The sequence below is a fragment of the Delftia tsuruhatensis NBRC 16741 genome (assembly GCF_001571325.1).
Classification (GTDB): Bacteria; Pseudomonadota; Gammaproteobacteria; order Burkholderiales; family Burkholderiaceae_C; genus Comamonas; species Comamonas tsuruhatensis.
Map to the genome: position 1 here is coordinate 1 of NZ_BCTO01000068.1, position 26,536 is coordinate 26,536.

General features: G+C 67.1%; 25 protein-coding genes and 1 tRNA gene. 10 read left to right on the top strand and 16 right to left on the bottom strand.

Annotation, left to right across the window (positions count from 1 at the left end; translation table 11 throughout):
- Positions 1-278 precede the first annotated feature (278 nt).
- From DTS01S_RS25680 to cysS, 6 genes are all read right to left on the bottom strand, one after another.
- Positions 279-371 (bottom strand) — tRNA-Ser (locus tag DTS01S_RS25680).
- 53 nt (positions 372-424) lie between these two features.
- Positions 425-1,690, bottom strand: a complete 1,266-nt coding sequence (locus tag DTS01S_RS25685) for an aspartate kinase (RefSeq protein ID WP_016450530.1) — start codon at positions 1,688-1,690, stop codon at positions 425-427.
- Between the two features lie 176 nt (positions 1,691-1,866).
- Positions 1,867-2,898, bottom strand: coding sequence for a tRNA lysidine(34) synthetase TilS (gene tilS / locus DTS01S_RS25690; protein WP_016453874.1), 1,032 nt, complete (start codon positions 2,896-2,898; stop codon positions 1,867-1,869).
- A 109-nt stretch (positions 2,899-3,007) separates the two neighbouring features.
- Positions 3,008-3,985, bottom strand: coding sequence for an acetyl-CoA carboxylase carboxyltransferase subunit alpha (locus DTS01S_RS25695; protein ID WP_016450532.1), 978 nt, complete (start codon positions 3,983-3,985; stop codon positions 3,008-3,010).
- 83 nt (positions 3,986-4,068) lie between these two features.
- A complete protein-coding gene (locus DTS01S_RS25700) occupies positions 4,069-4,878 on the bottom strand; it encodes a DNA-3-methyladenine glycosylase family protein (RefSeq protein ID WP_016453875.1) in 810 nt (269 codons plus the stop codon).
- 49 nt (positions 4,879-4,927) lie between these two features.
- Entirely contained in the window at positions 4,928-6,313 is a 1,386-nt protein-coding gene (gene cysS, locus DTS01S_RS25705; RefSeq protein ID WP_026062450.1) for a cysteine--tRNA ligase, read from the bottom strand.
- 204 nt (positions 6,314-6,517) lie between these two features.
- Here cysS and DTS01S_RS25710 point away from each other — a divergent pair, with 204 nt between their 5' ends.
- The 5 genes from DTS01S_RS25710 to DTS01S_RS25730 all read left to right on the top strand — a co-directional run bounded on the left by DTS01S_RS25710 (position 6,518) and on the right by DTS01S_RS25730 (position 10,250).
- The gene (locus tag DTS01S_RS25710) at positions 6,518-7,051 is read left to right on the top strand and encodes a tetratricopeptide repeat protein (RefSeq protein ID WP_016450535.1); all 534 of its coding nucleotides are present in this window, start codon (positions 6,518-6,520) and stop codon (positions 7,049-7,051) included.
- Positions 7,052-7,199: 148 nt separating this feature from the next.
- Entirely contained in the window at positions 7,200-7,787 is a 588-nt protein-coding gene (locus DTS01S_RS25715; RefSeq protein ID WP_016450536.1) for a peptidylprolyl isomerase, read from the top strand.
- A gap of 57 nt (positions 7,788-7,844) precedes the next feature.
- A complete protein-coding gene (locus tag DTS01S_RS25720; RefSeq protein WP_016450537.1) occupies positions 7,845-8,351 on the top strand; it encodes a peptidylprolyl isomerase in 507 nt (168 codons plus the stop codon).
- Positions 8,352-8,508: 157 nt separating this feature from the next.
- Positions 8,509-9,384, top strand: a complete 876-nt coding sequence (locus DTS01S_RS25725) for a UDP-2,3-diacylglucosamine diphosphatase (RefSeq protein WP_016450538.1) — start codon at positions 8,509-8,511, stop codon at positions 9,382-9,384.
- On the top strand, positions 9,381-10,250 hold the full coding sequence (locus tag DTS01S_RS25730) for a M90 family metallopeptidase (RefSeq protein WP_017405651.1): 870 nt from the start codon (positions 9,381-9,383) through the stop codon (positions 10,248-10,250). The genes DTS01S_RS25725 and DTS01S_RS25730 overlap by 4 nt, the downstream gene beginning before the upstream one ends.
- Here DTS01S_RS25730 and DTS01S_RS25735 read toward each other — a convergent pair.
- Positions 10,241-11,209, bottom strand: a complete 969-nt coding sequence (locus DTS01S_RS25735) for a LysR family transcriptional regulator (RefSeq protein WP_026062449.1) — start codon at positions 11,207-11,209, stop codon at positions 10,241-10,243. The genes DTS01S_RS25730 and DTS01S_RS25735 overlap by 10 nt on opposite strands.
- A gap of 126 nt (positions 11,210-11,335) precedes the next feature.
- Between DTS01S_RS25735 and DTS01S_RS25740 the strand changes: the two genes are divergently transcribed.
- The gene (locus tag DTS01S_RS25740) at positions 11,336-12,091 is read left to right on the top strand and encodes a sulfite exporter TauE/SafE family protein (RefSeq protein ID WP_026062448.1); all 756 of its coding nucleotides are present in this window, start codon (positions 11,336-11,338) and stop codon (positions 12,089-12,091) included.
- Positions 12,092-12,332: 241 nt separating this feature from the next.
- Here DTS01S_RS25740 and DTS01S_RS25745 read toward each other — a convergent pair whose 3' ends face one another.
- Positions 12,333-14,513, bottom strand: a complete 2,181-nt coding sequence (locus DTS01S_RS25745; protein ID WP_017405648.1) for a c-type cytochrome — start codon at positions 14,511-14,513, stop codon at positions 12,333-12,335.
- A 322-nt stretch (positions 14,514-14,835) separates the two neighbouring features.
- The gene (gene mdeB / locus DTS01S_RS25750) at positions 14,836-17,466 is read right to left on the bottom strand and encodes an alpha-ketoglutarate dehydrogenase (protein WP_017405647.1); all 2,631 of its coding nucleotides are present in this window, start codon (positions 17,464-17,466) and stop codon (positions 14,836-14,838) included.
- 104 nt (positions 17,467-17,570) lie between these two features.
- Between mdeB and DTS01S_RS25755 the strand changes: the two genes are divergently transcribed.
- A complete protein-coding gene (locus DTS01S_RS25755; RefSeq protein ID WP_012204416.1) occupies positions 17,571-18,041 on the top strand; it encodes an Lrp/AsnC family transcriptional regulator in 471 nt (156 codons plus the stop codon).
- Between the two features lie 18 nt (positions 18,042-18,059).
- Here the strand turns inward: DTS01S_RS25755 and DTS01S_RS25760 are convergent, their stop codons facing one another.
- From DTS01S_RS25760 to DTS01S_RS25790, 7 genes are all read right to left on the bottom strand, one after another.
- On the bottom strand, positions 18,060-18,971 hold the full coding sequence (locus DTS01S_RS25760) for a DUF3014 domain-containing protein (RefSeq protein WP_026062447.1): 912 nt from the start codon (positions 18,969-18,971) through the stop codon (positions 18,060-18,062).
- A gap of 221 nt (positions 18,972-19,192) precedes the next feature.
- On the bottom strand, positions 19,193-19,858 hold the full coding sequence (locus DTS01S_RS25765) for an alpha/beta hydrolase (protein ID WP_016450545.1): 666 nt from the start codon (positions 19,856-19,858) through the stop codon (positions 19,193-19,195).
- Positions 19,859-19,953: 95 nt separating this feature from the next.
- Positions 19,954-20,892 carry a dioxygenase family protein gene (locus tag DTS01S_RS25770; protein ID WP_026062446.1) on the bottom strand — a complete coding sequence of 313 codons (939 nt, stop codon included), beginning with the start codon at positions 20,890-20,892 and terminating at the stop codon, positions 19,954-19,956.
- A gap of 82 nt (positions 20,893-20,974) precedes the next feature.
- Positions 20,975-21,385 carry an alternative ribosome rescue aminoacyl-tRNA hydrolase ArfB gene (gene arfB / locus DTS01S_RS25775; protein ID WP_017405644.1) on the bottom strand — a complete coding sequence of 137 codons (411 nt, stop codon included), beginning with the start codon at positions 21,383-21,385 and terminating at the stop codon, positions 20,975-20,977.
- A complete protein-coding gene (locus DTS01S_RS25780; RefSeq protein WP_026062445.1) occupies positions 21,378-22,262 on the bottom strand; it encodes an alpha/beta fold hydrolase in 885 nt (294 codons plus the stop codon). Before DTS01S_RS25780 ends, arfB begins: the two co-directional genes overlap by 8 nt.
- Positions 22,259-22,702: a type II 3-dehydroquinate dehydratase gene (gene aroQ, locus DTS01S_RS25785; RefSeq protein ID WP_016450549.1), complete on the bottom strand. Its 444-nt coding sequence runs from the start codon at positions 22,700-22,702 to the stop codon at positions 22,259-22,261. The genes DTS01S_RS25780 and aroQ overlap by 4 nt, the downstream gene beginning before the upstream one ends.
- Before the next feature lie 125 nt (positions 22,703-22,827).
- The gene (locus DTS01S_RS25790) at positions 22,828-23,199 is read right to left on the bottom strand and encodes a hypothetical protein (protein WP_061289581.1); all 372 of its coding nucleotides are present in this window, start codon (positions 23,197-23,199) and stop codon (positions 22,828-22,830) included.
- A gap of 230 nt (positions 23,200-23,429) precedes the next feature.
- Between DTS01S_RS25790 and DTS01S_RS25795 the strand changes: the two genes are divergently transcribed.
- The 3 genes from DTS01S_RS25795 to DTS01S_RS25805 all read left to right on the top strand — a co-directional run bounded on the left by DTS01S_RS25795 (position 23,430) and on the right by DTS01S_RS25805 (position 26,456).
- On the top strand, positions 23,430-25,238 hold the full coding sequence (locus DTS01S_RS25795) for a glutamine--tRNA ligase/YqeY domain fusion protein (RefSeq protein WP_016450551.1): 1,809 nt from the start codon (positions 23,430-23,432) through the stop codon (positions 25,236-25,238).
- Positions 25,239-25,365: 127 nt separating this feature from the next.
- On the top strand, positions 25,366-26,082 hold the full coding sequence (locus tag DTS01S_RS25800) for a class I SAM-dependent methyltransferase (RefSeq protein WP_061289595.1): 717 nt from the start codon (positions 25,366-25,368) through the stop codon (positions 26,080-26,082).
- Between the two features lie 56 nt (positions 26,083-26,138).
- Positions 26,139-26,456 carry a DUF2322 family protein gene (locus DTS01S_RS25805; RefSeq protein WP_016453887.1) on the top strand — a complete coding sequence of 106 codons (318 nt, stop codon included), beginning with the start codon at positions 26,139-26,141 and terminating at the stop codon, positions 26,454-26,456.
- Positions 26,457-26,536: the final 80 nt, after the last annotated feature.

Here is a 26,536-nt window from a genome sequence, read left to right on the forward strand (position 1 = left end):
AAGAATTTCTTCTTTGCTCCTGACTTGCTGCGATCAGCGAAGCCTTGAATTCTAGCACAGTTTTTAGCGTCGTTGCAATCAAATTTCTTCGATCTTTTCAACACCAGCGATCTGCATCGCTCTTTTCAGCAGAGCCTTGCATTGTAGCACGTTTTTTCAACAAGCCGACAAGAAGAACTTCGCCACCGCAACCAGAGCATCAGCCCCAGCCACTTGATCAGGCCACCGAAGCAGCCCTCTCATAAAAAAAGCCACCCTTGCGGGTGGCTTTTTGATTCTGGCGGAAACGGAGGGATTCGAACCCTCGATGAGGCTCTACACCCCATACTCCCTTAGCAGGGGAGCACCTTCGGCCACTCGGTCACGTTTCCGGAATGACGTTATTGTAACGTGCTTTTTTGCCGGTTTCGGCAAAACATCGATTTTATTCCGTCTTGTCGAGGCCGAAGGCGGTGTGCAGCGCGCGCACGGCCAGCTCCAGGTACTTCTCGTCGATGACGACGGAGGTCTTGATCTCGGAGGTGGAGATCATCTGGATGTTCACACCTTCCTGGCTCAGCGCACGGAACATGGTGGAGGCCACGCCCACATGGCTGCGCATGCCGATGCCGACGATGCTGACCTTGGCGATGTTGGGATTGCCGACGACTTCGGAGGCACCCAGGGCAGGCACGACCTTGTCACGCAGCAGTTCCATGGCGCGCTGGTAGTCGCCCTGGCTGACGGTGAAGCTGAAGTCGGTTTTGCCTTCCTTGCTGATGTTCTGGATGATCACATCGACTTCGATGTTGGCGTCGGCCACCGGGCCCAGGATGCCGTAGGCGATGCCGGGGGTGTCGGGCACGCCGAGAACGGAGATCTTGGCTTCGCCGCGGTTGAATGCGATGCCGGATACGACGGCCTTTTCCATTTTTTCGTCTTCCTCAAAAGTAATCAGCGTGCCGGAGGTGGACTCTTCCTCCAGGTCGATGTCCCAGGGCGTGAAGCTGGAGAGCACACGCATGGGCACCTTGTACTTGCCGGCAAATTCCACGGAGCGGATTTGCAGCACCTTGGAGCCGAGGCTGGCCATCTCCAGCATTTCCTCGAAGCTCACGGTGTTCAGGCGCTTGGCGGCCTGCACCACGCGCGGGTCGGTGGTGTAGACGCCATCCACGTCGGTGTAGATCAGGCATTCGGCCGCCTTCAGCGCCGCAGCCACGGCCACAGCCGAGGTGTCGGAGCCGCCACGGCCGAGCGTGGTGACGTGACCGTTGGGATCAATACCCTGGAAGCCGGTGATGATGACCACGCGGCCAGCGTCGAGTTCGGCGCGAACGCGCTTGTCATCGATGGACTCGATGCGCGCCTTGGTGAAGCTGCTGTCCGTGCGCACGGGAACCTGCCAGCCCGAGAAGCTGATGGCTTCCAGGCCTTCGGCCTGCAGCGCAATGGCCAGCAGTGCCGACGACGCCTGCTCGCCCGTGGAGGCGAGCATGTCGAGTTCACGGTAGTACGCCGTTTTGGCCGAGCTGGGAGCCAGCTCGCTGGCCAGGCCCAGCAGACGGTTGGTTTCGCCACTCATGGCGCTGGGGACGACCACCATCTGGTGACCGGCCCTAGCCCACTTGGCCACGCGCTTGGCAACGTTGCGGATGCGCTCTGTCGAGCCCATCGAGGTGCCGCCGTATTTATGAACGATCAGTGCCATTGGATATCAGGGTGACGAAACTGCTAGGCACGGCGCTGTACGACAGGGGGTGCTTGTGCAAGCCAGGTGCTCAAGAGGACTGCGCATGTAGCGAAATGTCCGTCCAGACCCGTCTTGCGCAAGCCATTTGGTTTTGGCGCGCCGCCGGTTTTCGTGCAAAGTTGGACCAAAACCTGTCAATTGTACCAATCGAGCACTGACCCCAGGCGCCGTACAAAACCCCTGCCCATCTTGAGATGGATGCGGTGGCCTCGCGTACGGCAAACGCCGACCTGCGCGAGCAGTTGATCGAGCTGCGCGGCGCTCGGGGTGGTGGCATGCACGCTGCGCAGCCAGTGGCGCAGCACATTGGCCTGGCGCGCCGGGCTCAGCGCCTGCAATGCGGCGATGCGGGGCGGGTTGCCCACCGCACCCAGGTCGGCCTGGGCCATCTCCTGCAGGAGCTCGGCCGCTTCGGCGCAATGCCGGCTGCTGCGCGCAAAGGTGGCGCGAAACTGGGGGAAGGCCTGGTGCAACGCCGGCAGCAACTGGGCGCGGATGCGATTGCGGGTGTAGCGGGCATCGGCATTGGAAGGGTCTTCCACCCACTCCTGGCCGCGCGCAGCAAGCCAGTCCCGCAATACCTGGCCAGGCAGATCAAGCAGCGGTCGATACCACGCAAGTCCCGCCCTGCTCCACTGCGCCGGCATGGCGGCCAGCCCCGCAACGCCGGCGCCGCGCGACAGTGCCAGCAGCAGCGTCTCGACCTGGTCGTCGGCATGCTGCGCCAGGGCCAGGCTGCGAACGGCAGGCATGGGCACACCGCCCTGCGCAGGCCAGGGCTCGGTGGCGGCCTTGATCAACGTGGCATAGCGCAACTGACGCGCCGCATCCTCAGGGCTTTGGCCCGGCGCGTGGCGCGCATCCACGCGGCAGATCTTCAAGGGGACGGCATGCTGCGCACAGGTTTTTTCACACTGGAGCACAAAGGCATCGGCGGCCGACTGCAAGCCGTGGTGCACATGGATGGCGACGACCTGGCCCGGCCAGCGCTCGGCGCAGGCCAGCAGCAACGCAGTGGAGTCCGCTCCGCCGCTGAAGGCAACGGCCAGCGGCAGCGGTGGCGCAAAGCGCTGGATGGCAGCACCCAAGGCGGCGCCTGACGCGACGCCTGACTCGGCGTCTGGCGAGGTGCCCGGCAGGTTCTGCGGCAGGTCGGTGATCGGCATTTCCACAGGCTTGGATCATGTATGCCAGGACTCAGGCCGAGTCCCGGCACAAAAAGAAAACGGCTCCCACAGGGGAGCCGTTCAGTGTGCCAGAGCGTGGCGCCGTCCTTCAGCGATTGTCTGCCTTGGTGTCGGCGAAACGGCCGTAGCTTTGCAGGCGCTCGTAGCGGCGGTCCTGCAGTTCCTTGGGCTTGAGGTCGGCCAGCTGGCGGTAGGCATCGCCCAGCGCACGCTTGAGGAAGGCGGCCATTTGCTTGGGGTCGCGGTGGGCGCCGCCCACGGGCTCGTTGACGATCTTGTCCACCAGGCCCAGGGCCTTGAGGCGGTGGGCCGTGATGCCCATGGCATCGGCCGCGTCCTGGGCCTTCTCGCCGGTCTTCCAGAGGATGGAGGCGCAGCCTTCCGGGCTGATCACGGAGTAGACGGCGTATTGCAGCATCAGCACCTGGTCGGCAACGGCAATGGCCAGTGCGCCGCCCGAGCCGCCTTCACCGATGACGGTGGTGATGATGGGGGTCTGCAGCTGTGCCATTTCGTAGATGTTGCGGCCGATGGCTTCGGACTGGCCGCGCTCCTCGGCCTCGATGCCGGGGAAAGCGCCGGGCGTGTCCACGAAGGTGAAGACCGGCAGGCCGAACTTCTCGGCCGTCTTCATGAGACGCAGGGCCTTGCGGTAGCCCTCGGGGCGCGTCATGCCGAAGTTGCGCAGCGTGCGCTCCTTGGTGTCGCGGCCCTTCTGGTGGCCGATGACCATGCAGGACATGCCATTGAAGCGCGCCAGCCCGCCCACGATGGACTGGTCGTCGGCAAAGTGCCGGTCGCCGTGCATCTCGATGAAGTCGGTGAAGCAGTCGCGCACATAGTCCAGCGTGTAGGGACGCTCGGTATGGCGCGCGATCTTGGTGATCTGCCAGGGCGAGAGGTCGCTGTAGATGTCCTTGGTCAGCTGCAGGCTCTTTTTGCTGAGCTGCTCGATCTCTTCCGAGATGTCGACTGCGCTTTCGGTCTGCACGTAGCGCAGTTCCTCGATTTTGGATTCGAGCTCGGCAATGGGCTGCTCAAAATCCAGAAAGTTCTTTTTCGCCAACTTGTTTCTCCTTGTCCCAGCCAGGCACGGTGCATGCGTTCCGGCCGGAAAACGGGGGTTGATCGGGTGTGATCGGTTTGTCTTCAGGCGGCAGGCTGCGTCTCGAGCGAGCGCCAAATATACCAAGTCGCCACGGTGCACCACGGCTTCCAGGCCTCGGCAACCTCGCGCGCCTCGCTGCGGCTGACGGGGTCGCCTGAAAAATAGTTCTGGCTGATGCCCGAGATCAGGCCTGCATCGTCCAGCGGCAGCACATTGGGCCGCTGCAGGTAGAAGATGAGGAACATCTCGGCCGTCCACCGGCCCACGCCGCGGATGGACATGAGCTCGGCCACGATGGCTTCGTCGCTCATGCCCTGCCAGTCGTCCTGGTGCAGGCGGTGCTCGGTGAAGTGCATGGCCAAGTCCACCAGGTAGTCCACCTTGCGGGCGGACAGGCCCACGGCGCGCATGTCGTCCACCTTGAGCTTGAGCACCAGGTCAGGCGTCATCCGCGCAGGCAGGCGTGCGAACTTGTTCCACAGCGTCTGCGCGGCCTTCATCGAGATCTGCTGGCCCACGATGGAGCGCGCCAGCGTGGCAAAGGCATCGCCACCGGGCTGCAGGGCCAGGTGGGCAAAGCGCGGGATCAGGCGCTTCATCACGCGGTCGCGCCGCACGAGCTGGCGGCAGGCCTCGGCCCAGTAGGCAGGCGCGCCTTCGGGAGGCGCGGGCAGCGATATCTTGGCCTTGGGCGTGGCGGCAGCGGCCGCTGCGGCGGCAGGCGGCGAGCCTGCGCGCGCACCCAGCGTCACCACCGGCAGCGGGGCCGGTTGCTGTTCGGGCACGGGCAGATCGGCCACCAGCGGCAACTGCTCGAAATCCATGGTGTCCAGGGGTTTGGCGGAGGCCATCAAAGCACCTCCCCGCACCTGGCGCGGCACGTCTGGCAAGGCATACGGATCAGCCCTTGGCGGCTGCCTCCCAGGTCGTGCCTGCAGGGGAGTCCTTGAGCACGATGCCCTGTTCCAGCAGGGCCTTGCGGATACGGTCGGCCTCGGCCCAGTCCTTGGCCGCCTTGGCAGCTGCGCGTGCGGCAATCTGCGCCTCGATGGCGGCGGCATCCACATCTGCCGCTCCTGCCTGCAGGAAGGCCTGGGGGTCGCCCTGCAGCAAGCCCAGGCATCCGGCCAGGGCCTTGAGCAGGCCCGCCGTCTCGGCGCTCTTGCTGCGATTGACTTCTGCAGCCAGCTCGAACAGCACGGCCACGGCCTCGGGCGTGCCGAAGTCCTCGTCCATGGCAGCCTTGAAGCGCGCGGCAGCGGGATGATTCCAGTCGATGGCGACCTCGGCAGGGGCCACCAGGCTCAGCGCCGTGTACAGGCGCTTGAGCGCGCCGCGCGCATCGTTCAGATGCACGTCGCTGTAGTTCAGCGGGCTGCGGTAGTGGCTGCGCACGACGAAGAAGCGAACGGTCTCTGCGTCGTATTCCTTGAGCACGTCGCGGATGGTGAAGAAGTTGCCCAGCGACTTGGACATCTTCTCGTTGTCCACGTTGATGAAGCCGTTGTGCATCCAGACCTGCGAGAAAGGCTTGCCGGTCGCGCCTTCGCTCTGGGCAATCTCGTTTTCGTGGTGCGGGAACTGCAGATCGGCACCGCCACCGTGGATGTCGAAGCTCTCGCCCAGCATCTCGCAGCCCATGGCCGAGCACTCGATGTGCCAGCCCGGCCGGCCCGCGCCCCAGGGGCTGGCCCACTTGACCTCATCGGGCTCGCTGGGCTTGGCGCTTTTCCACAGCACGAAGTCCAGCGGGTCCTGCTTGCCGTCCTGCACGGCCACGCGTTCGCCGGCCTGCAATTCGTCCAGCGACTTGCCCGACAGCTTGCCGTAGCCGGGGAACTTGCGCACGGCAAAGTTCACGTCGCCATCGCTGCCCTGGTAGGCCAGGCCCTTGTCCTGCAGGCGGCCGATCATGGACAGCATCTGCGGCACGTATTCGGTGGCGCGCGGCTCATGCGTGGGGCGTTCGATGCCCAGGGCGTCGGCGTCCTGGTGCAGCGCGTCGATCATGCGGTCGGTCAGCGAACGAATGGTCTCGCCGTTCTCCACGGCACGACGGATGATCTTGTCGTCGATATCGGTGATGTTGCGCACATAGGTCACGCGATTTCCGCTGGCCCGAAGCCAGCGCTGCACCACGTCGAAAGCGACCATGGAGCGCGCGTGTCCCAGGTGGCACAGGTCGTACACGGTCATGCCGCACACATACATGCGCACATGGCCCGGTTCGATTGGCGAAAACGCTTCCAATGCACGCGACAGCGTGTTGTAGATACGCAAACTCATGGATGTTCATCAGGGGAGAAAGGGCCGCTGCAGGGGGCGCGTCCCACGCGCCGCCGGACCCTTGGCGCCGATGCAGGCATGCTCAGCAGGGAGCAGGAGCGGCAGGCGCAGAGCCCGTGTGACCCAGCACACCCCTCAGCTACAATTCACAGCAGTATAAGCCCGCGCCGCGGGGCGTTTCCCCGAGGCCCCGAAAGCACCTACATGCCTCTACGCAACTCGTTTCGCTCCGCCCTGCGCCTCGCGGCACTGGCGGCCCTGCTCGCAACAGGCCACGCCCACGCCGACGACTATACGGAAGTGAACCAGTTGCTGCGCAACGGCAAAAGCACCCAGGCCCTGGCACGCGCCGAAGCCTATCTTGCCAAGAACGCACGCGACCCCCAGATGCGCTTTCTCAAGGCCGTGGCCCTGACCGACAGCGGCAAGACCGACGAGGCCATCGCCGCGCTGAACCAGCTCATCGAGGACTACCCCGAGCTTCCCGAGCCCTACAACAACCTGGCCGTCATCTACGCAGGCCAGAACCAGCTCGACAAGGCCCGCTCCGCCCTGGAGTCGGCCGTGCGCAACAACCCCAACTACGGCGTTGCCTACGAGAATCTGGGCGACATCCACGCCCGCCTGGCCTACGAGGCCTACGGCAAGGCACAAGGCCTGGACGGCCGTGCTGCCAGCGTGCGGCCCAAGCTCAAGCTGCTGCGCGAATTGCTGGCTCCAGTCACCGGCACCAAATAGAAGACACGGCCCACACGCACGACCCCGGCGCCCAGGCACGGCGGTCTGCGCGCCATTTGGGTCTTGCCACGCCTGCGCGCACGCGCAGGAACCTGCCCGGGTTTTCCCACTCCATCCCCCAGCCCTTTGGCTTTCTCAGGAGATTTGCATGACCACACGCCGCATTGCGTCGCTTTCCCTGGCCGGCATGGCCCTGGCCGCTTCCCTTTGCACCGCCCTGCCCGCCATGGCGCAGAACGCCACACCCAAGGTGCAGCTCAAGACCAGCATGGGCGACATCGTGCTGGAGCTGAACGAGGCCAAGGCCCCCAAGACTGTGGCCAACTTCATGCAGTACGTGCGCGACAAGCACTATGACGGCACGGTGTTCCACCGCGTGATGGACGGCTTCATGATCCAGGGCGGCGGCATGGACGCCAGCCTCAAGGAAAAGCCCACGCGCGCGCCGATTCCGCTGGAAGCGGACAACGGTCTCAAGAATGACCGGGGCACCATCGCCATGGCGCGCACGGGCAATCCCAACTCGGCCACCTCGCAGTTCTTCATCAACGTGGTGAACAACGACATGCTCAACGCACCCAAGCCTGACGGACACGGCTACGCCGTCTTCGGCCGCGTGGTCCAGGGCATGGATGTGGTGGACAAAATCCGCACGGTGGCCACGGGCAACCAGGGCATGCACCAGAATGTACCCACCAAGCCGGTGACCATCCTCTCGGCCACCGAAGTCAAGTAAACCGCGCGCCGCGCCCAGCGTGGCACGCCCCTGCCCTCCACCCAACAAGGAATCGCCATGAGCAATCCCCAAGTCGAACTCCACATCGCCGACCACGGCGTCATCACCCTCGAACTCGACGCCGCCAAGGCCCCCAAGAGCACCGAGAACTTCCTGGCCTATGTGAACAAGGGCCACTACGACAACACCATCTTCCATCGCATCATCGATGGCTTCATGATCCAGGGCGGCGGCTTCGAGCCCGGCATGAAGCAAAAGGGCACCGATGCGCCCATCGAGAACGAGGCCAAGAACGGCCTGAAGAACGACAAGTACACCATCGCCATGGCCCGTACCGGCGACCCGCACTCGGCCACCGCCCAGTTCTTCATCAACGTGGCCGACAACGGCTTCCTGAACCACACCTCGCCCAGCGCCCAGGGCTGGGGCTATGCCGTGTTCGGCAAGGTGGTCAAGGGCACCGAGATCGTGGACAAGCTTCGTGGCGTGAAGACCGGCCGCAACGGCGGCCACCAGGACGTGCCCAAGGATGACGTGATCATCGAAAAGGCCGTGGCCCTGTAATCAGGCGCCCTTCCGACAAGGCGGCTGCCCCCTTGGCGTGCAGCCGCCCTGTTGTCCATGCACATGGCCCACCCCTGTCCGTGCCCATGGACAACAGCCCTGCTCCAGAGCCCTCCCAAGCCTTCATGCAGCGCCCTTGCCGGGCGCGCACCCGCCCATGGCCCAGACTGCCGCACCTCGCCCTCCCTGCGTGCCGCCCATTGCGGCCGAATGGACACTGCCCGCGGCCTGGCGCACGCTGGACTTCATCTCCGACCTGCACCTGCAGGCCTGCGAGCCCGCCACCGTGCAGGCCTTTCGCCGCTACCTGCACGCCACGCAGGCCGATGCCGTCTTTCTGCTCGGTGACCTGTTCGAAGTCTGGGTGGGCGACGACGCCTTGCTGGAGCCCGGCAGTTTCGAGGCCGATTGCGCCGCCACCCTGCGCGAGGCCGCCGCCCGCAGGCCGCTGTTCTTCATGCAGGGCAACCGCGACTTCCTGACCGGAGCGCAGTTCGATGCGCTGTGCGGCACGACCACGCTGGCCGACCCCACCGTACTCGACTGCGGCGACCAGCGCATCCTGCTCAGCCATGGCGATGCCCTGTGCCTGGACGATACGGACTACCAGCGCTTTCGCGCCATGGCGCGCTCCGCCGCGTGGCAGGCGGCCTTCCTGGCGCAGCCGCTGCCGCTGCGCCGCGAGCAGGCACGCGGCATCCGGCAGGAGAGCGAATCGCGCAAACGTGAATCGGCCGGAGCGGACGCAGCCGCCCCCTCCGCCAGCCACACCGCCGCCATGCCCACCTATGCCGACCTGGATGCCGAGGCCACGCGCAGCTGGCTGCGCGCCGCACGCGCCGCCACCCTGGTCCACGGCCACACGCACCGCCCGGCCGACCATGAACTGGGCGATGGCCTGCGGCGTGTGGTGCTCAGCGACTGGGATTTGGCAGCCGCCGTGCCGCGCGCCGAAGTGCTGCGCTGGGAGCAGGGCCAGGGCCTGCGGCGCCTGCCGCTTTCCGAAGTACTTGAACAGGCGCCCCAACGATGAGCCTCTGGCGACAACTGGGCCACTGGGCCCGGCGGCTGGGCCGCCGCGCACGCTCCGCCGTCTCGCCGGTGCCTGAGATTCCAGCGCCGCTGTGGCTGTCCACGCTGGCCGCCTACCCCTTTCTTTCCTCGCTGACGCTGGAGGAGCAATCGAAGCTGCGCGCACTGGCCGCCGTCTTCCTGCAGCGCAAGCGCTTCCACGGCGCGCACGGCCTGCAAGTGAGCGACGCCATGGCGCTGGAGATTGCCGCCCAGGCCTGCCTGCCACTGCTGCACTGGGGCGAGCCGCAGGGCGCGCTGTCCTGGTATGACGACTTTGTCGGCATCGTGGTGCACCCGGGCGATGCCGTGGCACGGCGCCAGAGCATGGACGAGGCCGGCGTCATCCACGACTACGACGAAGTGATCATGGGCGAGGCCATGCATGGCGGCCCCGTCATGCTGAGCTGGCAGGCCATCGGCGCAGGCCGCGGGCCGCATGCCAGCCACCACGGTCACGGCGGCCAGGCCGCCAACGTGGTGATCCACGAATTCGCCCACAAGATCGACATGCGCAACGGCGGCGCCGATGGCTGCCCGCCCCTGCCGCCCGGTTTCATGGGCAGCGGCTCCGCGCGCCAGGCCCGCGAGATATGGCAGGCCGCCTGGGCGCCGGCCTACGACGCCTTCCGTGAGCAGATCACCATCGCCGAACGCTTTGGCGGCGAATGGCCCTGGCTGGACGGCTATGGCGCCACGGCGCCCGCCGAATTCTTCGCCGTGGCCTGCGAAGCCTTCTTCGTGGACCGCGCCCGCTTTGCCCTGGAATTCCCCACGCTGGAGCCGCTGCTGGCTGCGCTCTTCAAGCCGGCCACCCGTCACCCCTGATCGGAGCAAACCTCCTTCAGGGCCTGGGCAAACAGGCGCTGCTCCTCGTACTGCCCGCCCGCCTTGCGCTCGAACAGGGTGACGGGTGGCAGGGTCCAGCCGAAACGGTGGCGCACAATGCCCACGCCCGCGATGCGCACCAGTTCCTCGGCAATGTCGGCCGGCACGATGGACACGGCACGCTCATTGGCCGCCACCAGTTCGCCGATCACCTTGGCCGAGAGCGTTTCCACAAACGGCGGCGGCGGCTCCACGCCCGCGCGCAGAAAAAAGTCGGTGATCTGCTCGCGCATGGGCGTGCGGCGCTGGCCCAGCACCCAGTCAAGCCCCGTGAGTTCGGCCCACTGCAGAGGCCGGCGCCCCAGCCGCGTGGCCAGGCTGCGGTGGGCGATCAGGCGAGGCTCCTGCTCATAAAGCACGCTGTGCCGTATGCCGCTCATGTCCAGCACGGCCGAGGCGCGGCCAATCACGCAGTCCAGCTCATGTGCGCGCAACTTTTGCAGCAGGCGGTCGCTGGTGTCCTCATGCAGCGTGACCGTGATGCGCCGGCCTTGCGGCCGCGTCCTGCCGATGGCCTCGGCCAGCATGCGCGCAGGCAGGAAGGGGATGACACCCACCTGCAGGTGCGCCGCACGCTGCTGCCCCACGGCCTCGATGTCGTGGGCCCAATGGTCCAGGTCGGCCAGCATGCCCCGGGCGCGCGCCAGCACCAGCGCGCCCAGCTCCGTAGGCTCCATGCCACGCGCAGAACGCAGGAACAGCGGCGCGCCGAACAACGACTCCAGCTCGGCCAGGGCCTGGGTCACGGCGGGCTGGCTGGTGGCCATGCGCTCGGCCACGCGGGTCAGCGTGCCCAGCTCGCTGATGGAGCGCAGCAGCAGCAAATGCTTCATCTTCAGGCGCGTGGCCATGCGGTGGGCCAGTTGGGCAGCGGTCGATGCAGTGGGGTGTTGCGGCATGGCTTCAGGCGTGGCGCGTCATAAGCAAAACCATATTGAACAATAAAAACAAACGAATTTCTGCTTATGCATGCGTTCCAGAATTCCGGCGTCTTGCACACCCAGAACGAAAGGACCAGGCAGACCATGGATGGCATGTTTTTCATCATCGCGCTGGGCGCGGCGGCGGCCGGATTCGTGCAGGGCCTGTCGGGCTTTGCCTTCGGCATGGTGGCCATGTCGTTCTGGGCCTGGGTGCTGGAGCCGCGCGATGCGGCCGTGCTCACCGTCTTCGGCTCGCTGCTGGGCCAGGTGCTGTCGGCCATCACCGTGCGGCGCGGGTTTGCGCTGGCAAAGCTGCTGCCCTTCATCCTGGGCGGTCTTGCCGGCATACCCCTGGGTGTCTTGCTGCTGCCGCACCTGGACATGGCCTGGTTCAAGGCCTTGCTGGGCGGCATGCTGGTGCTGTGGTGCCCGGTGATGCTGCTGTCGGCCCGCCTGCCCAGGCTGGCGCGCGGCGGCAGTGTGGCAGACGGCGCCGTGGGCCTGGCGGGCGGCGTGATGGGCGGACTGGGCGGCTTCACGGGCACGCTGCCCACGCTGTGGTGCACGCTGCGCGGCTACCCCAAGGATGAGCAGCGCTCGGTCATCCAGAACTTCAACCTGTCCATGCTGGCCGTGACCATGGCCACCTACCTGGGCACCGGCATGGTCGCGCGCAGCATGCTGCCGCTGTTCGCCATCGTGGCGCCGGCCATGCTCATTCCATCGCTGCTGGGCTCCAGGCTGTATATCGGCATCAGCGAGATGCGTTTCCGGCAGATCGTGCTGGGCCTGCTGTGCCTGTCCGGCGTGGCGCTGCTGGCCTCCTCGGTGCCGGTGCTGCTGCAGCGCGCGGGCTGAGCGCCCCGAACGCGCTGCCGGGAAGGCCTGGAACCAAGCCTGCCGGCTGCAGCAGATGGCCAGGCAACGGCAGCAACACGTGCAGGGGCTGGGCAATGAACTGGCCACCGCCAAGAAGGATCTGCAGCGCGCGCAAGACTGGGCACTGCCCTCGAAAAAAGGCGGGGCAGGAATCGCTCCCTGCCCCGCCTTCAGGCGCCCGCCGCGTGGCGGGAACGCCTTCTTCTCCCTCGATGGCGCATCAGTACCGCGCGTCGGCCGGCTTCTTGTCCTTGGGCCAGTCCTTGTGCTTGTTGGCAAAGTCCGGGCGCGGCTGGTGGCTGAAGTACTCGGCCACGTCCACGGCCTCCTGGTCGCTGAGGCCGCCCTGGCCCAGCGGGAAATTGCCATGGAAGGCGATGGGCATGTTGCGCTTGACGAAGGCCGCTGCCGTATAGGTGCGCGCCATGCCTGCACCGATGTTGAAGGACTGGTCACCCCACAGCGGCGGATAGACCCACTGTCCCTTGGCGTTTTTCACGCCTTCGCCCTCGCCGCCATGGCAGACCGCGCACTGGGCCGCATAGATCTTCTTGCCGTTGTCCACGTTGGGCACGATGGACTGGCTGATCTTGCCCACGCCCCGGCCTTCGACCTTGTCCTCGGGCTTGGTTTCGCGGCGCATCCAGTCGAAGTAGGCGACCATGGCCCTGATCTCGTCGGACTCCAGCGGCAGCGGCTTGCCGTTCATGGAGCGCAGGAAGCAGCCATTGATGCGGTCCTCCAGCGTGATGACGCGGCCCGCGCGCGGCGCATAGCCGGGGAAGAAGGCCGAGACACCGATGTAGGGCGAACCATCGGCCACCGTGCCCGCGTTCAGGTGGCAGCTGGCGCAGTTCAGCGCGTTGCCCACATTCCTGGGCAGCAGGTCGCGCGTCTCAATGTTCAGGCGGGCGCCGTAGACCAGTTGCTTCGCATTGGATTCGTCCAGCATGGCGGCCAGGCGCGGCGTCTCGAAGGGGCGTGCGCTTTCGCCCTTGGCATCGAGCTGCTTGCGCATGGATTGCACCTCCCTGGCATGGATCTCGCGCGCATCGGCACGGCCCCAGCTCCTGCGGGCGAAGTTGAGGATGTCGGCGATCTCTGCATCCTTGAGCTGTGCGAAGGCGGGCATGGTCAGCGGCCGGGCGTGGCTTTGCGTGACGGGCGCCTTCCAGCCCGCCAGCATCAGATGGATCAGCGTGGACGGGTCCTGCGACTGCAGCGAGAAATTGCCGGCCAGTGGCGGGAACACGTCCTTCACGCCGCCGCCATCGGCACGGTGGCAGTCGGCGCAGAACTGCAGATAGCCCAGGCCGCCCCGGCTGGCGTAGAGATCGGCAGGCACGTCGGAAGACACTGCCGACGTGGCGGACGGCGCATGCCCGGAGGCCTGCGACGCCGGATGCGGGGCGATGACCGGCCCCGGCCCCTGGGCCACCTGCATGGGCAGGTCGTTCTTGCCTGCGGGCAGCGACTTCAGATAGATGCCGATGGCCAACAGGTCCTCGTCACTCATGTACTGGGTGCTGTGCTGGACCACATCGACCATGTTGCCGGAGACCGTGCCGTGGCTGTTGCGCCCGGTCTTGAGCAACCGGGCGGTCTCCTCGGGTGTCCACAGGTCGCGCAGGCTCAGTGCGCGCCAGTTCTCCACGGTCTCGCCGGCCAGGAAGTACTCGCCCTTGCGGCCCTCGCCGGTCATGGTCTTTTCCTGGAAGCCCACGCCGCGCGGCGTATGGCAGGCGCCGCAGTGGCCCAGGCCCTGCACCAGGTAGGCGCCCCGGTTCCACTGGGCAGTTTGCTGCGGTTGGGGCTGGAAGGGCTTGTCATCCAGAAACACCCAGTTCCACAGCGCCAGGCCCCAGCGCTGGTTGAAGGGAAAGCCCAGGTCGGACTCCTTGTTGGCCGCCTTCACGGGCGCCACGCCCTGCAGCAGATAGGCGTACAGGGCCTGCATGTCCTCGGCCGTCATCTTGGCGTAGGAGGGATAGGGCATGGCCGGGTACATGTTGCGGCCATCGGCCGCCACGCCCTTGCGCATGGCGCGGTCGAACTGCTCGAAGCTGTATTTGCCCATGCCCGTATCGGCGTCGGGCGAGATATTGGTGGAATAGATCTTGCCGAATGGCGTCTCCAGCGCCAGGCCACCGCCCATGGGCTGTGTTTTATTTCCGGTATGGCAGGCCACGCAATCACCGAGTCGCGCGATATAACGGCCACGGTCTACCAGGGTTCTTTGCTCGGCGGTCAGGTCCGCCGCATAGTCGGCGGGCAGGTCATCGATGATCTGCGGCATTTCCGCATGATCCACCTCGGGCGCCGGCGCCGAGATGGCGAGCTGCCATGCGGCAGCCGACAGCACGGCCACGCACAGCAGGCCTTGCTTGAGCGAGAGTTTCATCGTCTTCTATCCCGTGAAATAAATTATTATTGAAAGAGAAAATCGGATATTGACGAGATATTCCACCCAACGCATGCAACCATTGCAGCAAATATCAATCTCTTTGCGCAATATCTTCTTATATATACAAATTCTAGTGGAATCACCCTATTTTTTGATGCAAGCCGACGAAAAAGATAAGCCACTTGCGCATTTAACGCGGGCTTAATCCATCCACAGGAAAAGTGGCGGCGCAAATGGGGGAGCAGCCATGCAAAGCGGCCCCGCGAAGGGGCCGCCATGTGTACATCCCGGGGATGCCGGGTGCGTGGAAAGGCTCGGCTCAACCTGGCTGGATCATCCGGCGCGCAGCCTGCGCCACGCTGTGTGCATCCACCCCAAAGTAGCCGCGCAGCGCCGCACGCGTGTCGCTGCGGCCGAAGCCGTCCGTGCCCAGCGTGAGGAAACGGCGGCCTGCGGGCAGGAAGGCGCGCACGGTCTCGGGCACCGCGCGCACATAGTCGGTGGCGGCAATCACCGGGCCCTGCGTACCTTGCAGCAGCTGCGCGATCCAGGGCTGGCCAGGTGCCTCGCCCGCCAGCATGCGCTGCTCGCAGGCCACGCCATCGCGCGCCAGCTCGCTCCAGCTGGTCACGCTGACCACGGTGGCGGCCATGCCCTCGCTGGCCAATTGCTCGGCGGCCTTGAGCACTTCGGTGAGGATGGCGCCCGATCCCAGCAAGGTGACATGCTGCGTGGCACGGTCCGCATCGCCAAAGCGGCTGAACACATAGGCGCCGCGCAGCACGCCTTCGGCAGCGCCTGCGGGCAGGTCGGGCTGGGCATAGTTCTCGTTCATCAGCGTGACGTAGTAGAAGACATCGCGCTGCTCGACCAGCATCTCGCGCATGCCGGCGTCCAGGATCACGGCGAGTTCGCCGGCATGCGCAGGGTCCCAGGCCTTGCAGTTGGGAATGGTGGCCGCCACCAGATGGCTGGAGCCGTCCTGGTGCTGCAGGCCTTCTCCGCCCAGCGTGGTGCGGCCCGAGGTGGCGCCCAGCAAAAAGCCGCGCGCCCGCTGGTCGGCCGCCGCCCAGATGGCGTCGCCCACGCGCTGGAAGCCGAACATGGAGTAGTAGATGTAGAACGGAAGCATGGCCAGGCCGTGCACGCTGTAGCTGGTGGCCGCCGCCGTCCAGCTGGCAATGGCGCCGGCCTCGCTGATTCCCTCCTCCAGGATCTGGCCGTCCAGCGCCTCGCGGTAGGACAGCACCGAGCCGATGTCCTCGGGCGCGTAGCGCTGGCCCAGGCTGCTGTAGATGCCCACCTGCTTGAACAGGTTGGCCATGCCGAAGGTGCGCGCCTCGTCGGCCACGATGGGCACGATGCGCGGGCCCAGCTGCGCATCCTTGAGCAGGCTGCCCAGCATGCGCACAAAGGCCATGGTGGTGCTCATTTCCTTGCCGGCAGGCGCCAGCGCGAACTGGGCGTATTGCTCCAGCGCTGGAACGGGCACGCGGTCGCACACCGTTTCGCGGCGCGGCAGTGCGCCGCCCAGGGCCGTTCGGCGCTCGCGCAGGTACTGCATCTCGGCACTGTCATCGGCAGGCTTGTGGAAGGCCAGGCCCTTGGCCTGCTCGTCGCTCAGCGGCAGGTTGAAGCGGTTGCGGAACTCGATCAGGTCGGTCTCGTCCAGCTTCTTCTGGCTGTGCGTGGTCATCTTGCCCTGCCCGGCCGAGCCCATGCCGTAGCCCTTCTTGGTATGGGCCAGGATCACCGTGGGCTGGCCGCGATGGGCGGCAGCCGCTGCATAGGCCGCATGGATCTTCACCAGATCATGGCCGCCGCGCTTCAAGCGGTCGATCTGCTCGTCCGTCAGGCCCTGGGCCAGGGCGGCGAGCTCGGGGTTCTGTCCAAAGAAATGCTCGCGGTTGTAGCGGCCGTCCTTGGCGGCGAAGGTCTGCATCTGCCCGTCCACCGTGCCGCCCAGCGTGCGTGCCAGGGTGCCGGTGATGTCGCGAGCCAACAGCCCGTCCCAGTCGCTGCCCCACAGCAGCTTGACCACGTTCCAGCCCGCGCCGGCGAACAGCCGCTCCAGTTCATCGACGATGCGGCCGTTGCCGCGCACCGGGCCGTCCAGGCGCTGCAGATTGCAGTTGACCACCCAGACCAGGTTGTCCAGCCCCTCGCGCGCGGCCAGCGTGAGGGCACTCATGCTTTCGGGCTCGTCCATCTCGCCGTCGCCGAACACGCCCCAGACCTTGCGCTCCTGGCAGTCCAGCAGGCGGCGGTGCGTGAGATAGCGCATGAAGCGCGCGTGGTAGATGCTGCTGATGGGGCCTATGCCCATGGAGCCCGTCGGGAACTGCCAGAAATCGGGCATCAGCCAGGGATGGGGATAGCTGGACAGGCCTTGCGCGCCAGCGGCCGGCGCGCTGATCTCCTGGCGATAGTGCTGCAGGTCCTGCTCGCTCAGCCGCCCTTCCAGGAAGGCGCGCGCATACACGCCGGGGGCGCTGTGCGGCTGGAAGAACACCAGGTCGCCCCGGTGCTGGCCCGGCGCCAGCCCCTCCCGGGCATGGAAGAAATGGTTGAACCCGGTCTCGAACAGGTCGGCCGCGCTGGCGTAGCTGGCGATGTGCCCGCCCAGCTCGCCATAGGCCTGGTTGGCGCGCACCACCATGGCCAGCGCGTTCCAGCGCATGATGGACGCGAGCCGCTCCTCCATGGCCAGGTCGCCCGGAAACACCGGCTGCTGCTGCGCGGCCACGGTGTTCACATAGGGCGTATTCAGGTCGGGCTGCCAGCCCAGGCGCTGCTCGCGCGCCATGCGCGCCAGCTCTTCGAGCACGAAGCGCGCGCGCTGCGGCCCCTCGGTGGCGACCAGGGCCGCGAAGGCCTCCCGCCATTCGGTGGTTTCCTGGGGATCGGTATCGATATCGGCCAGCGTGGCCAGCGGCGTGGGTGCGTTCATGCCCGCCACTTTAGGACTGGCGGACCGGCATGAGCAGCCGTTCATGGATAAGGGAAACGCCATATTCCAGCATTTCATGCCGGCATCTACATAAAATCCGGCACATGAAACTGGACACCATCGACTTGCGCATTCTGGCCGAGTTGCAAACGGACGGCTCGCTGTCCAACGTGGAACTGGCGCGGCGTGTGCACCTGTCGCCCTCGCCCTGCCTGGCGCGCGTCAAGGCGCTGGAGAAGGCCGGCGTGATCGCGCGCTATGTGGCGCTGGCCAATGCGTCGGCGCTGGGGCTGGGGCTGAACGTGTTCATCAACATCAGCCTCAAGTCCCAGGCCAAGGAATCGCTGGCCGACTTCGAGCGCCGCATTGCCGAGCACGACGAAGTCATGGAGTGCTACCTGATGAGCGGCGACGCCGACTACCTGATCCGCGTGGCCCTGGCCGACATCGGCGCGCTGGAGCGCTTCATCGTGGAGCAGCTCACGCCGATTCCGGGCATAGAGAAGATCCGCTCCAGCTTCACCCTCAAGCAGGTGCGGTACAAGACCGCCCTGCCCCTGCCGGCCGCAGGCTGAGGCGGATGGAGACTGGCCTCAGCCCGCAGGCTTGGCCATCTCGCCGGTGGCGATGCGGCGGCGCAGCTCGCCCAGCACGGCCTTGAGGCGGCGCTCGTTGTCCAGCCCCACGCGCACCAGCATCTTCTGGCCGCTGGACAGGGCCTGCAGCTCCGGGTCGGCGTATTCGTAGCGCACCCAGGGCTGGACGGAAGGCACCTCGCCCTCCACCTTGGTCAGCCTGACCTGCACCGGGCCAGCGGGCTCGGGCGCGGCGCGCAGATGGTCTATGACGGCAATGAGACGATCGTTGAAATAGCGGCTGGGATAGCCCAGGTCTTCATAGGCGGTCTGGAACAGGGGATACAGCCGGGCATAGAGCTTGACGGCCCCGTCCATGGGAATGGACTCGGCGAAGGCCACGAAGGCCTTGTAGCGTGCGGCGTTGGCGGGGGAGATGGCCTGTGCCTCCCCGGCCTCCGCCACGCCCTCCACCGTGAAACGCTGCGGCGCGGGGTGCACGGGCCAAAGCCGTGCAGGGGCCTGGGAGCGGGTCAGGTTGTCCACGGTGGCCACGGCGCGGCGCACAAAACCGTCCATCTGCAGAAAGCTGCCTGCCTTGTCACGGCCCAGCAGGCCGTTGAGGGCCTGGACGACGTGGGCGTCGGAGTCCTGCAGCGCGGGCAGGCCGGGCGCGGGTGGCTCCAGCGCATCGACAGGGTTCTGGGGCTCGGTCAGCTCGGGCGCGGGGACGGGTTCAGGCTCGGCAGGCTGGGCGGGCGCCTCTGCCACTTCGGGCGGCGCCTCGGGCACGTCGGCGGGACGCCACCAGTACCACCAGGCTGCGCCCCCCACGGCGGCAGCCGCCAGTACCGCTGCGGCGATGCCGAAAGCCGATGGGCCGGAGGATCTGGCGCGGGGGCGGAAGTCTTGGGGGTCGCGTTCTGGCATGGAGGGGTCCTTTGGCTTGGGCAGGGGCTGGCAGCACAGTTGCCGCAGGACGTGCGACAGCAAAGCACAACCGGGGTTCCCGGGCTTTCCTGACACCAGCCCCTGACTGGCGTTTATAAGCCGCCCCGCTGCCCGCGCAGGCCCTTGTGCGCGCCAGGCAACAAGGCGTTACCCGGCTTACGCGGCCAGCCTGCGCACAAGAAGGGGGCGGTGCAGCAGGCTCAGCCCTGCGTGCCCAGATCCTGGAGCCAGGCCATGGCGGCCTGCAGCTCGTCGGGGCGGATCTCATGCATGCTCGGGTATTCGTGGTAGCTCAGTTGCAGCGGCAGGCGCTGCACGTGGCTGCGAATGGCGTGGGCGCTGGTCAGCGGAATGACGTTGTCGTAGGTGCCGTGGCTGACCCAGAGCGACTTGCCGTCGAAGGCCGCGTCAGGAGCCTGGTGCGGCAAGGCCTCGGGCAGCAGGCGGCTGTGCCAGCACATGGCGGCGCGCAGCAGCGCGGGCTGGGTCAGCAGCAGGCTGAGCGCCATGATGCCGCCCTGGCTGAAGCCGCCCGCCACGGTACGCTGGGCAGGAATGCCCAGCCGCGCGCCGGCCTGCTGCACGGTCTGGGCCACCAGGGCGCGGCTGTGCTCTTCCTGCGATGCGTGGATGTGGCGCGTGCCGTTGGCATCCACCGTGAACTGGAACCAGGCATGGGCACTGGGCCCCATGGAAAACGGGGCACGCAGGCTGAGCACGTGGAACTGCGGCGGCACGAACGATGCGAGGCCGAACAGGTCCTGTTCATTGCTGCCAACGCCATGCATGAGCACCAGCAGCCAGGGCTGCTGCCCCGGTGCGGGTTGTGCGGGGCGCTCCAGCGCCAGCAGGGGCAGGTCGATCATCACGGACTCCTTGGTTTTTAAGCGATTTCCGGGACCGGGGTGGTCCCGGGCAACGCGCCATTGTGGCGCCTCGCCAAGTCCGCGGGGGCAGGAGGTTATGCCGCCTGCGCGTCCTCGAAGGCCATCGCATCCATGGCCAGGATGGAGTACATGACTTCGCGGCTCAGATACCGAGGCCGCGCCGTGGCGCCGGCCGCGCCCAGGGCGAAGTACAGCGGCATGAAGTGCTCTTCGCTGGGATGGGCGCGCCGGGCCGAGGGAGCGCGTGCGCGGTAGTCCAGCAGCGCGGACAGGTCCTGCGCCTGCAGGCGCGACTCGATCCAGCGGCTGAAATCCTGCACGTAGGGCGAGGAGGCGCTGGAGCCGCCGACGGCATGGTCGTCCTGCAGGCCATCCTGGCTGCGCAGGGCCTGCACGGCGTCGTCCACCCGCACCGTGGCCTCGCCCGTGCCGCCCCGGAATTCGCCCAGGTTGTGCGTCATGCTGCCGGAGCCGACGATGAGCACGCCCTCATCGCGCAGCGCCGCCAGGGCCGCGCCCAGCGCATGGGTTTCGGCCGGCCCGGCCGAGGCGGGAAGGGACAGCTGCACCACGGGCAGGTCGGCATCCGGCAGCAAATGCATCAGCGGCACCCAGGCGCCGTGGTCGAAGGGCCGCTGCGCGTTGGCGGTGGAGGCAATGCCTGCGGCCTGCAGGCGGTCCATGACTTCCTGCGCCAGCTGGGGCGCGCCGGGGGCCGGATACTGCAGTTCGTAGAGCGCGGGCGGGAAGCCGCCGAAGTCGTGCCAGGTGGAGGGCGTGGCTCCGGTCATGACTTCCACGCCATGCGACATCCAGTGCGGCGACATGACGACCACGCCGCGCAGCGGGCCGTGGGCCTGGCGCAGCGCCCTGCCCCATTGCGCGAGCACGGGGCCTGTTTCACCCGGCTCCAGCGCGAACATGGGCGAGCCATGGGAGACATAGAGCACGGGCAGCCGGGCACCGGCAGCGGAGGAAACCCGGGGAGAGTGGGGAGCGTGGGAGTCTTGCATTCCCCTAATGTAGGGACGCCCGGGCGCCGCGCCAAGCCGCCAGCGGCAGCACACATTGTTGCGCTGGCCGGGTCAATCCGGATCAATCGTCGCGCGGGCGCCCGCGCAGGGCCTTGGTGGCGCCGTGCCGGCTCTTGCTTTCCAGGCGCCGCCGCTGCGACCCCAGCGTGGGCCGGGTGGCGCGGCGCAGGATGGGCTCGGGATAGGCGGCGGCCACCAGCACGTTGAGCCGCTGCAGCGCGGCGCGCAGGTTCTGCTCCTGCGTGCGGTGTTGCTGGGCCTTGATGACGACCACGCCCTCGTTGGTGATGCGGCCGTCGCGCAGGGCCAGCAGGCGCTGCTGCACGGCCTCGGGCAGGCGCGAGGCGCGCACGTCAAAGCGCAGGTGCACGGCGCTGGAGACCTTGTTCACGTTCTGGCCGCCCGCGCCCTGGGCGCGCATGGCGGTCCACTGCACCTCATGCAGCTCGATGGGGCGCATGCGCTCAGGCATCCAGCGCAGCGGCCAATGCCGCCACAAAGGCATCGGGACGCTCATGCATGACCCAGTGGCCCGCGCCGGGCACCAGGGCCAGCCCGCGGAAGTCGCGCGCATGGCGTGCAAAGGCCTGGGCCAGCTCCTGCATCATCGGGCCCGGGTAGAGCGCGTCGTGCTCGCCATAGATGGCCCATACGGGGCCGTCCACGGCCTGCAGGGCACGCGCCAGCACATCGGTGTGCGAGAGGCGGCGGCGCGGAAGGCGGTCGCGCTCCACATTGAGCACATGCAGGGCCAGCGTGTCCTCGTCGATGAGGCTGGCGTCATGCAGCATCAGCGCCTGCAGGTTGTAGCGGTGGGCCACGGCCTGCGCCTCGGGCGTGGCCAGGTGGCGCCAGCCCTTGAGCCGCACGGCCAGGCCCTTGCCCACGCCCATGCCGGGCGCCCCGGCCAGCACCAGGCGCCGCGCCAGCGTGCCGTCGGCGGCGGCCAGCATGCCGGCCGTCATGCCGCCAAAAGAGAAGCCGACCAGATCGCACAGCGGGGCGGCGGGCGCTGCGCCATCGGCCAGCAGTTGCCGCAGGCCCTGGCGCAGCGGCTCGACCAGGGTGTCGGCATCCTGGCCGCCCGGTACCCCATCGGAATCGCCAAAGCCCGGCAGGTCCGGTATCCACAGCTGGCGGCCCTGGGCCAGCAGAGCGTCCATGCAGCGCAGCCAGTGCGTCCAGCTGCCGCTGCCGCCGTGCAGCATGACCACCGGCAGCACGCCCGCGCGCGCCTCGCCCCAGACATGCCAGACCATGTGGCCGTCGTCGGGCCGCGCGGCAGATAGCGGCGTGGTCAGGCGCCGCGCACGGGCGCGCAGGCGCTCTATGGCGACAGGCGTGTTCACCACTGGGCCACGGCGTCGATGGCCAGGCCGTAGCCGGCCACGCCAAAGCCGCACATCACGGCGCGCGCCGCAGCCGACAGGTAGGAGTGGTGGCGGAAGCTCTCGCGCGCATGCACATTGCTGATGTGCAGCTCCACCAGCGGCACGCCCGTGCCCTTGACGGCATCCAGCAGGGCCACGCTGGTGTGGGTGTAGGCGGCGGCGTTGAAGATCAGGCCGGCCAGGCGGCCTTCGGCGTGCACGCGGCCGGCCTCGTGGATCCAGTCCACCAGCTCGCCTTCATGGTTGCTCTGGCGGAACTCCAGGGCCAGACCGTAGCGCGCACAGGCGGCTTCGCACAGCGCACGTACATCGGCCAGGGTCTGGGAGCCATAGATGGCGGGTTCACGCAGGCCCAGCAGGTTCAGGTTCGGGCCATTGAGGACATAGACGGTTTTCACGGCGGGGACACTCCAGGTTTCCAACGGGCTGGATTATGCGGGCCATCCCGGGCCCGGCCGCAACGCTGGCTCCACGGAAAAAGCCGCCCCGGAGGGCGGCACAAGTCAATCCAGCCCGGTCCGGCTCAACGGCGCCAGTGACCGTGACCGTGACCATGGCCATGGCCATGGCCATGGCCATGGCGGTATCCGCCACGGTAGCCGCCGCGATAGCCGTATCCATAGCCGGGAACGACCACGACGGGCGGCGCACGGTAGACGGCGCGCGGCGCGTAGTAGACCGGAGGCGGGGGAGCGTAGTAGATGGGCTGGGGCGGCGCCACATAGACGGGGGCCGGCGCCACATAGACGGGCGGGCCATACATGCCCGGCGAATTCAGGCTGATGGACCAGTGCACATCGCCCCGGGCCTGGGCGGCGCCCGAAGCCACCAGGGCGGCCAATGCGAGGCCGGCTGCTGCTGCTCTTGCAACCCACGGGGAAGCTGTCGTTGTCATGGTGTCTCTCCTCGAAGTTGGACAGGCGTGGCAGGCATTGCCGCTGGTGCCGCCTTCCCGCACTTTGGCACAGGGGGACGGCATACGCCCTGCATTCTCAACGCGCGACAGGGGTCTACGGATGGCAGGCTTTTATACAAGTTTGTTTCCAAATGCCTCAACCCTTGGCTGGCGCGGCTGTCCGAAAGCCGTCCGGAGCGGGTCGGCAGGCGCGCGCCTACAATGCTGCGATGAGCTCTGCTGACGCCTCCCCCATCTCCAAAGATCCGGTCAAACCGAGTAACTTTCTGCGCCAAATCATCGAGGCCGACCTGGCCAACGGTACCTACGCCCAGCGCCGCTGGGGTGGAAGCCCCGGTGATGGCGACCACCACAACCAGGGCCAGGTGGACGTGGCGAAGATCCGCACACGCTTCCCGCCCGAGCCCAACGGCTACCTGCACGTGGGCCACGCCAAGGCCATCTGCCTGAACTTCGGCCTGGCGCGCGACTACCAAGGCGCCTGCCACCTGCGCTTCGACGACACCAATCCCGAGAAGGAAGACCAGGAGTACGTGGACAGCATCATCGATGCCGTCCATTGGCTGGGCTTCGGCTGGAAGGAAGCCGACGGTCACGAGAACCTGTACTTCGCCAGCAACTACTTCGACTTCATGTACCGCGCGGCCGAGTACCTGATCGAGCAGGGCCTGGCCTATGTGGACGAGCAAAGCGCCGACGACATGAAGGCCAACCGCGGCGATTTCTCGCGCCCCGGCGTGGACAGCCCGTTCCGCAGCCGCACGGTGGCCGAGAACCTGGCGCGCTTTCGCGAAATGCGCGACGGCAAGCTGCCCGATGGCGCTGCCGTGCTGCGCGCAAAGATCGACATGGCATCGCCCAACATCAATCTGCGTGATCCCGCCATCTACCGCGTGCGTCATGCCGAGCACCACAACACCGGCAACCAGTGGTGCATCTACCCGATGTACACCTTCGCCCATCCCATCGAGGACGCGCTGGAGCACATCACCCACAGCATCTGCACGCTGGAGTTCGAGGACCAGCGCCCGTTCTACGACTGGCTGCTGGACCACCTGCGCGCAGGCGGCCTGATCGCCGCGCCGCAGCCGCGCCAGTACGAGTTCTCGCGCCTGCACCTGACCTATGTGATCACCAGCAAGCGCAAGCTCAAGCACCTGGTGGACAACGGCATCGTCAGCGGCTGGGACGATCCGCGCATGCCCACCATCGTCGGCCTGCGCCGCCGTGGCTACACGCCGCAGAGCATCCAGGCCTTCTGCGAGCGCATCGGCGTGACCAAGGACTACGCCTGGATCGACTACTCCACCCTGGAAGGCTGCCTGCGCGAAGACCTGGAAAACCAGGCCCATCGCGGCATGGTGGCCCTGGACCCGCTGAAGCTGGAGCTGACCAACTGGGCCGAGGTCTTCGGCAGCGCCGACCACCTGGAAGCCTGCGAGCTGCCCGCCCTGCCCCACGCCGCCGAAGGCCAGCAGGTGCCGGTGCGCCGCTTCACGCTGGGCCGCGAGGTGTGGATCGAGCGCGAGGACTTCGCCGAAGTGCCGCCCAAGGGCTACAAGCGCCTTTTCCCCGGCAACAAGGTGCGCCTGAAGGGCGGCTACGTGATCGAGTGCACGGGCTGCGAGAAGGATGCCGAGGGCAACGTCACCAAGGTGCTGGCCACCGTGGTGCCCGACACCAAGAGCGGCACGCCGGGCGCCGACAGCGTCAAGGTCAAGGCCGCCATCACCTGGGTGGGCGCGGCCGATGGCGTGCAGGCCGAAGTGCGCCTGTACGACCGCCTGTTCACCGACCCGCAGCCCGATGCGGGCGGCAAGGACTTCCTGGCCCTGCTCAACCCGGACAGCCTCAAGGTCGTGACGGCCTACGTGGAGCCGTCGCTGGCCCAGGCACAGCCTGACGACAAGTTCCAGTTCGAGCGCTTCGGCTACTTCGTGGCCGACCGCAAGGACCACGCACCGGGCAAGCCCGTGTTCAACCGCGCAACGGGTCTCAAGGACTCCTGGGGCAAGTAGGCGCACGGCCCGCTGGCGGGCACCTGCACCGCTCCCCCGAAGATGGCCCACCATCCTGCTTTGCAGGGGTGGGCCATCGCACATCGGCGCTTTTGCAGTGACCATGGCCTCAGCACAATTCCAGGCCATGAACCAAGCCTTGCCACAGGCGGCTTCCGCCGCCAAGTTCGACACCTCCCGCGCGGCCGAGTACGAGACGCAAAGCCGCATCGCCCTGGCCGGCTACGACGCCTGCCACGAGCTGGCGGCCTGCCTGCTGGCAGCCAGCCTGGATGCCGGGCCGAAGTCCGTGCTGATTGGCGGCGCCGGTGGCACGGGCCAGGAAATCCTGGCCACGGCGCGGCTCAGGCCGCAGTGGACATTCACGGCCGCCGACCCTTCGCCCCCCATGCTGGACCAGACCATGGACCGCATCGCAGCCGCCGGCCTGTCGGCCCAGGTGCGTGCAGCACCCTGTGCGGTGGAGGACCTGCCCGCCGGCACGGTGTTCGACGCGGCCACGCTGATCGGCGTGCTGCACCACATTCCTGACGATGCGGACAAGCTCAGGCTGCTGCAGGCCCTGTCGGCCAGGCTGGCGCCGGGTGCGCCCTTCATCCTGGCCTGCAATCGCCATCGCTACGACAGCGAGCCGCTGTTCCTGGACGCCTGGGCCATGCGCTGGCGCATGGCAGGCGCGGACGAGGCCGCCGTCCATGCGAAACTCGGCAAGATCCGGCACGGCGCGGCTCCACCCGCCTCGGAAGAGGCAGTGGAGCAGATGCTGGCCCAGGCCGGCTTCGTTCAGGCCAAGCGCTTTTTCTCCAGCCTGTTCTGGTGTGCGTGGATTGCCGCCAAGGCCTGATCGCCCCGAGCCGATCGTTCTTTCTCCGCCTTCCTTTCTTTGATTTGCCTTTCAGCATGAACTTCTCCGCACGCCTTCAGCAACTGCCCACCGTCACCCACCTCGCCGCGCTGCAGCTGGCCGATGCCCAGGGCCAGGTCGTGGCCACCATCGAGAACAAGCCCGGCCAGACCGGCTCCCTGGCCGTGTACCACGCGCTGGCCGCCCTCTACGGCGGCAGCATCACGCCCGCCGCCGCTGAACTGGGCCTGGAGTGGTATGCCGAGCACACGCAGGACGCCATCGCCTTCCCTGGCAAGCACCCCAACATCGACCGCCTGCTGGCCTGGTCCAAGGGTGCCGAGAGCTACCAGGCCCGCCTGCTCGCGGCTTGATCGCGGCCTGATTCCGCCTGGGTAAACACCGCGTCACAGAAGTTGCGCGGACTGGGGGCATCGGCTGACACGCCGGTGTC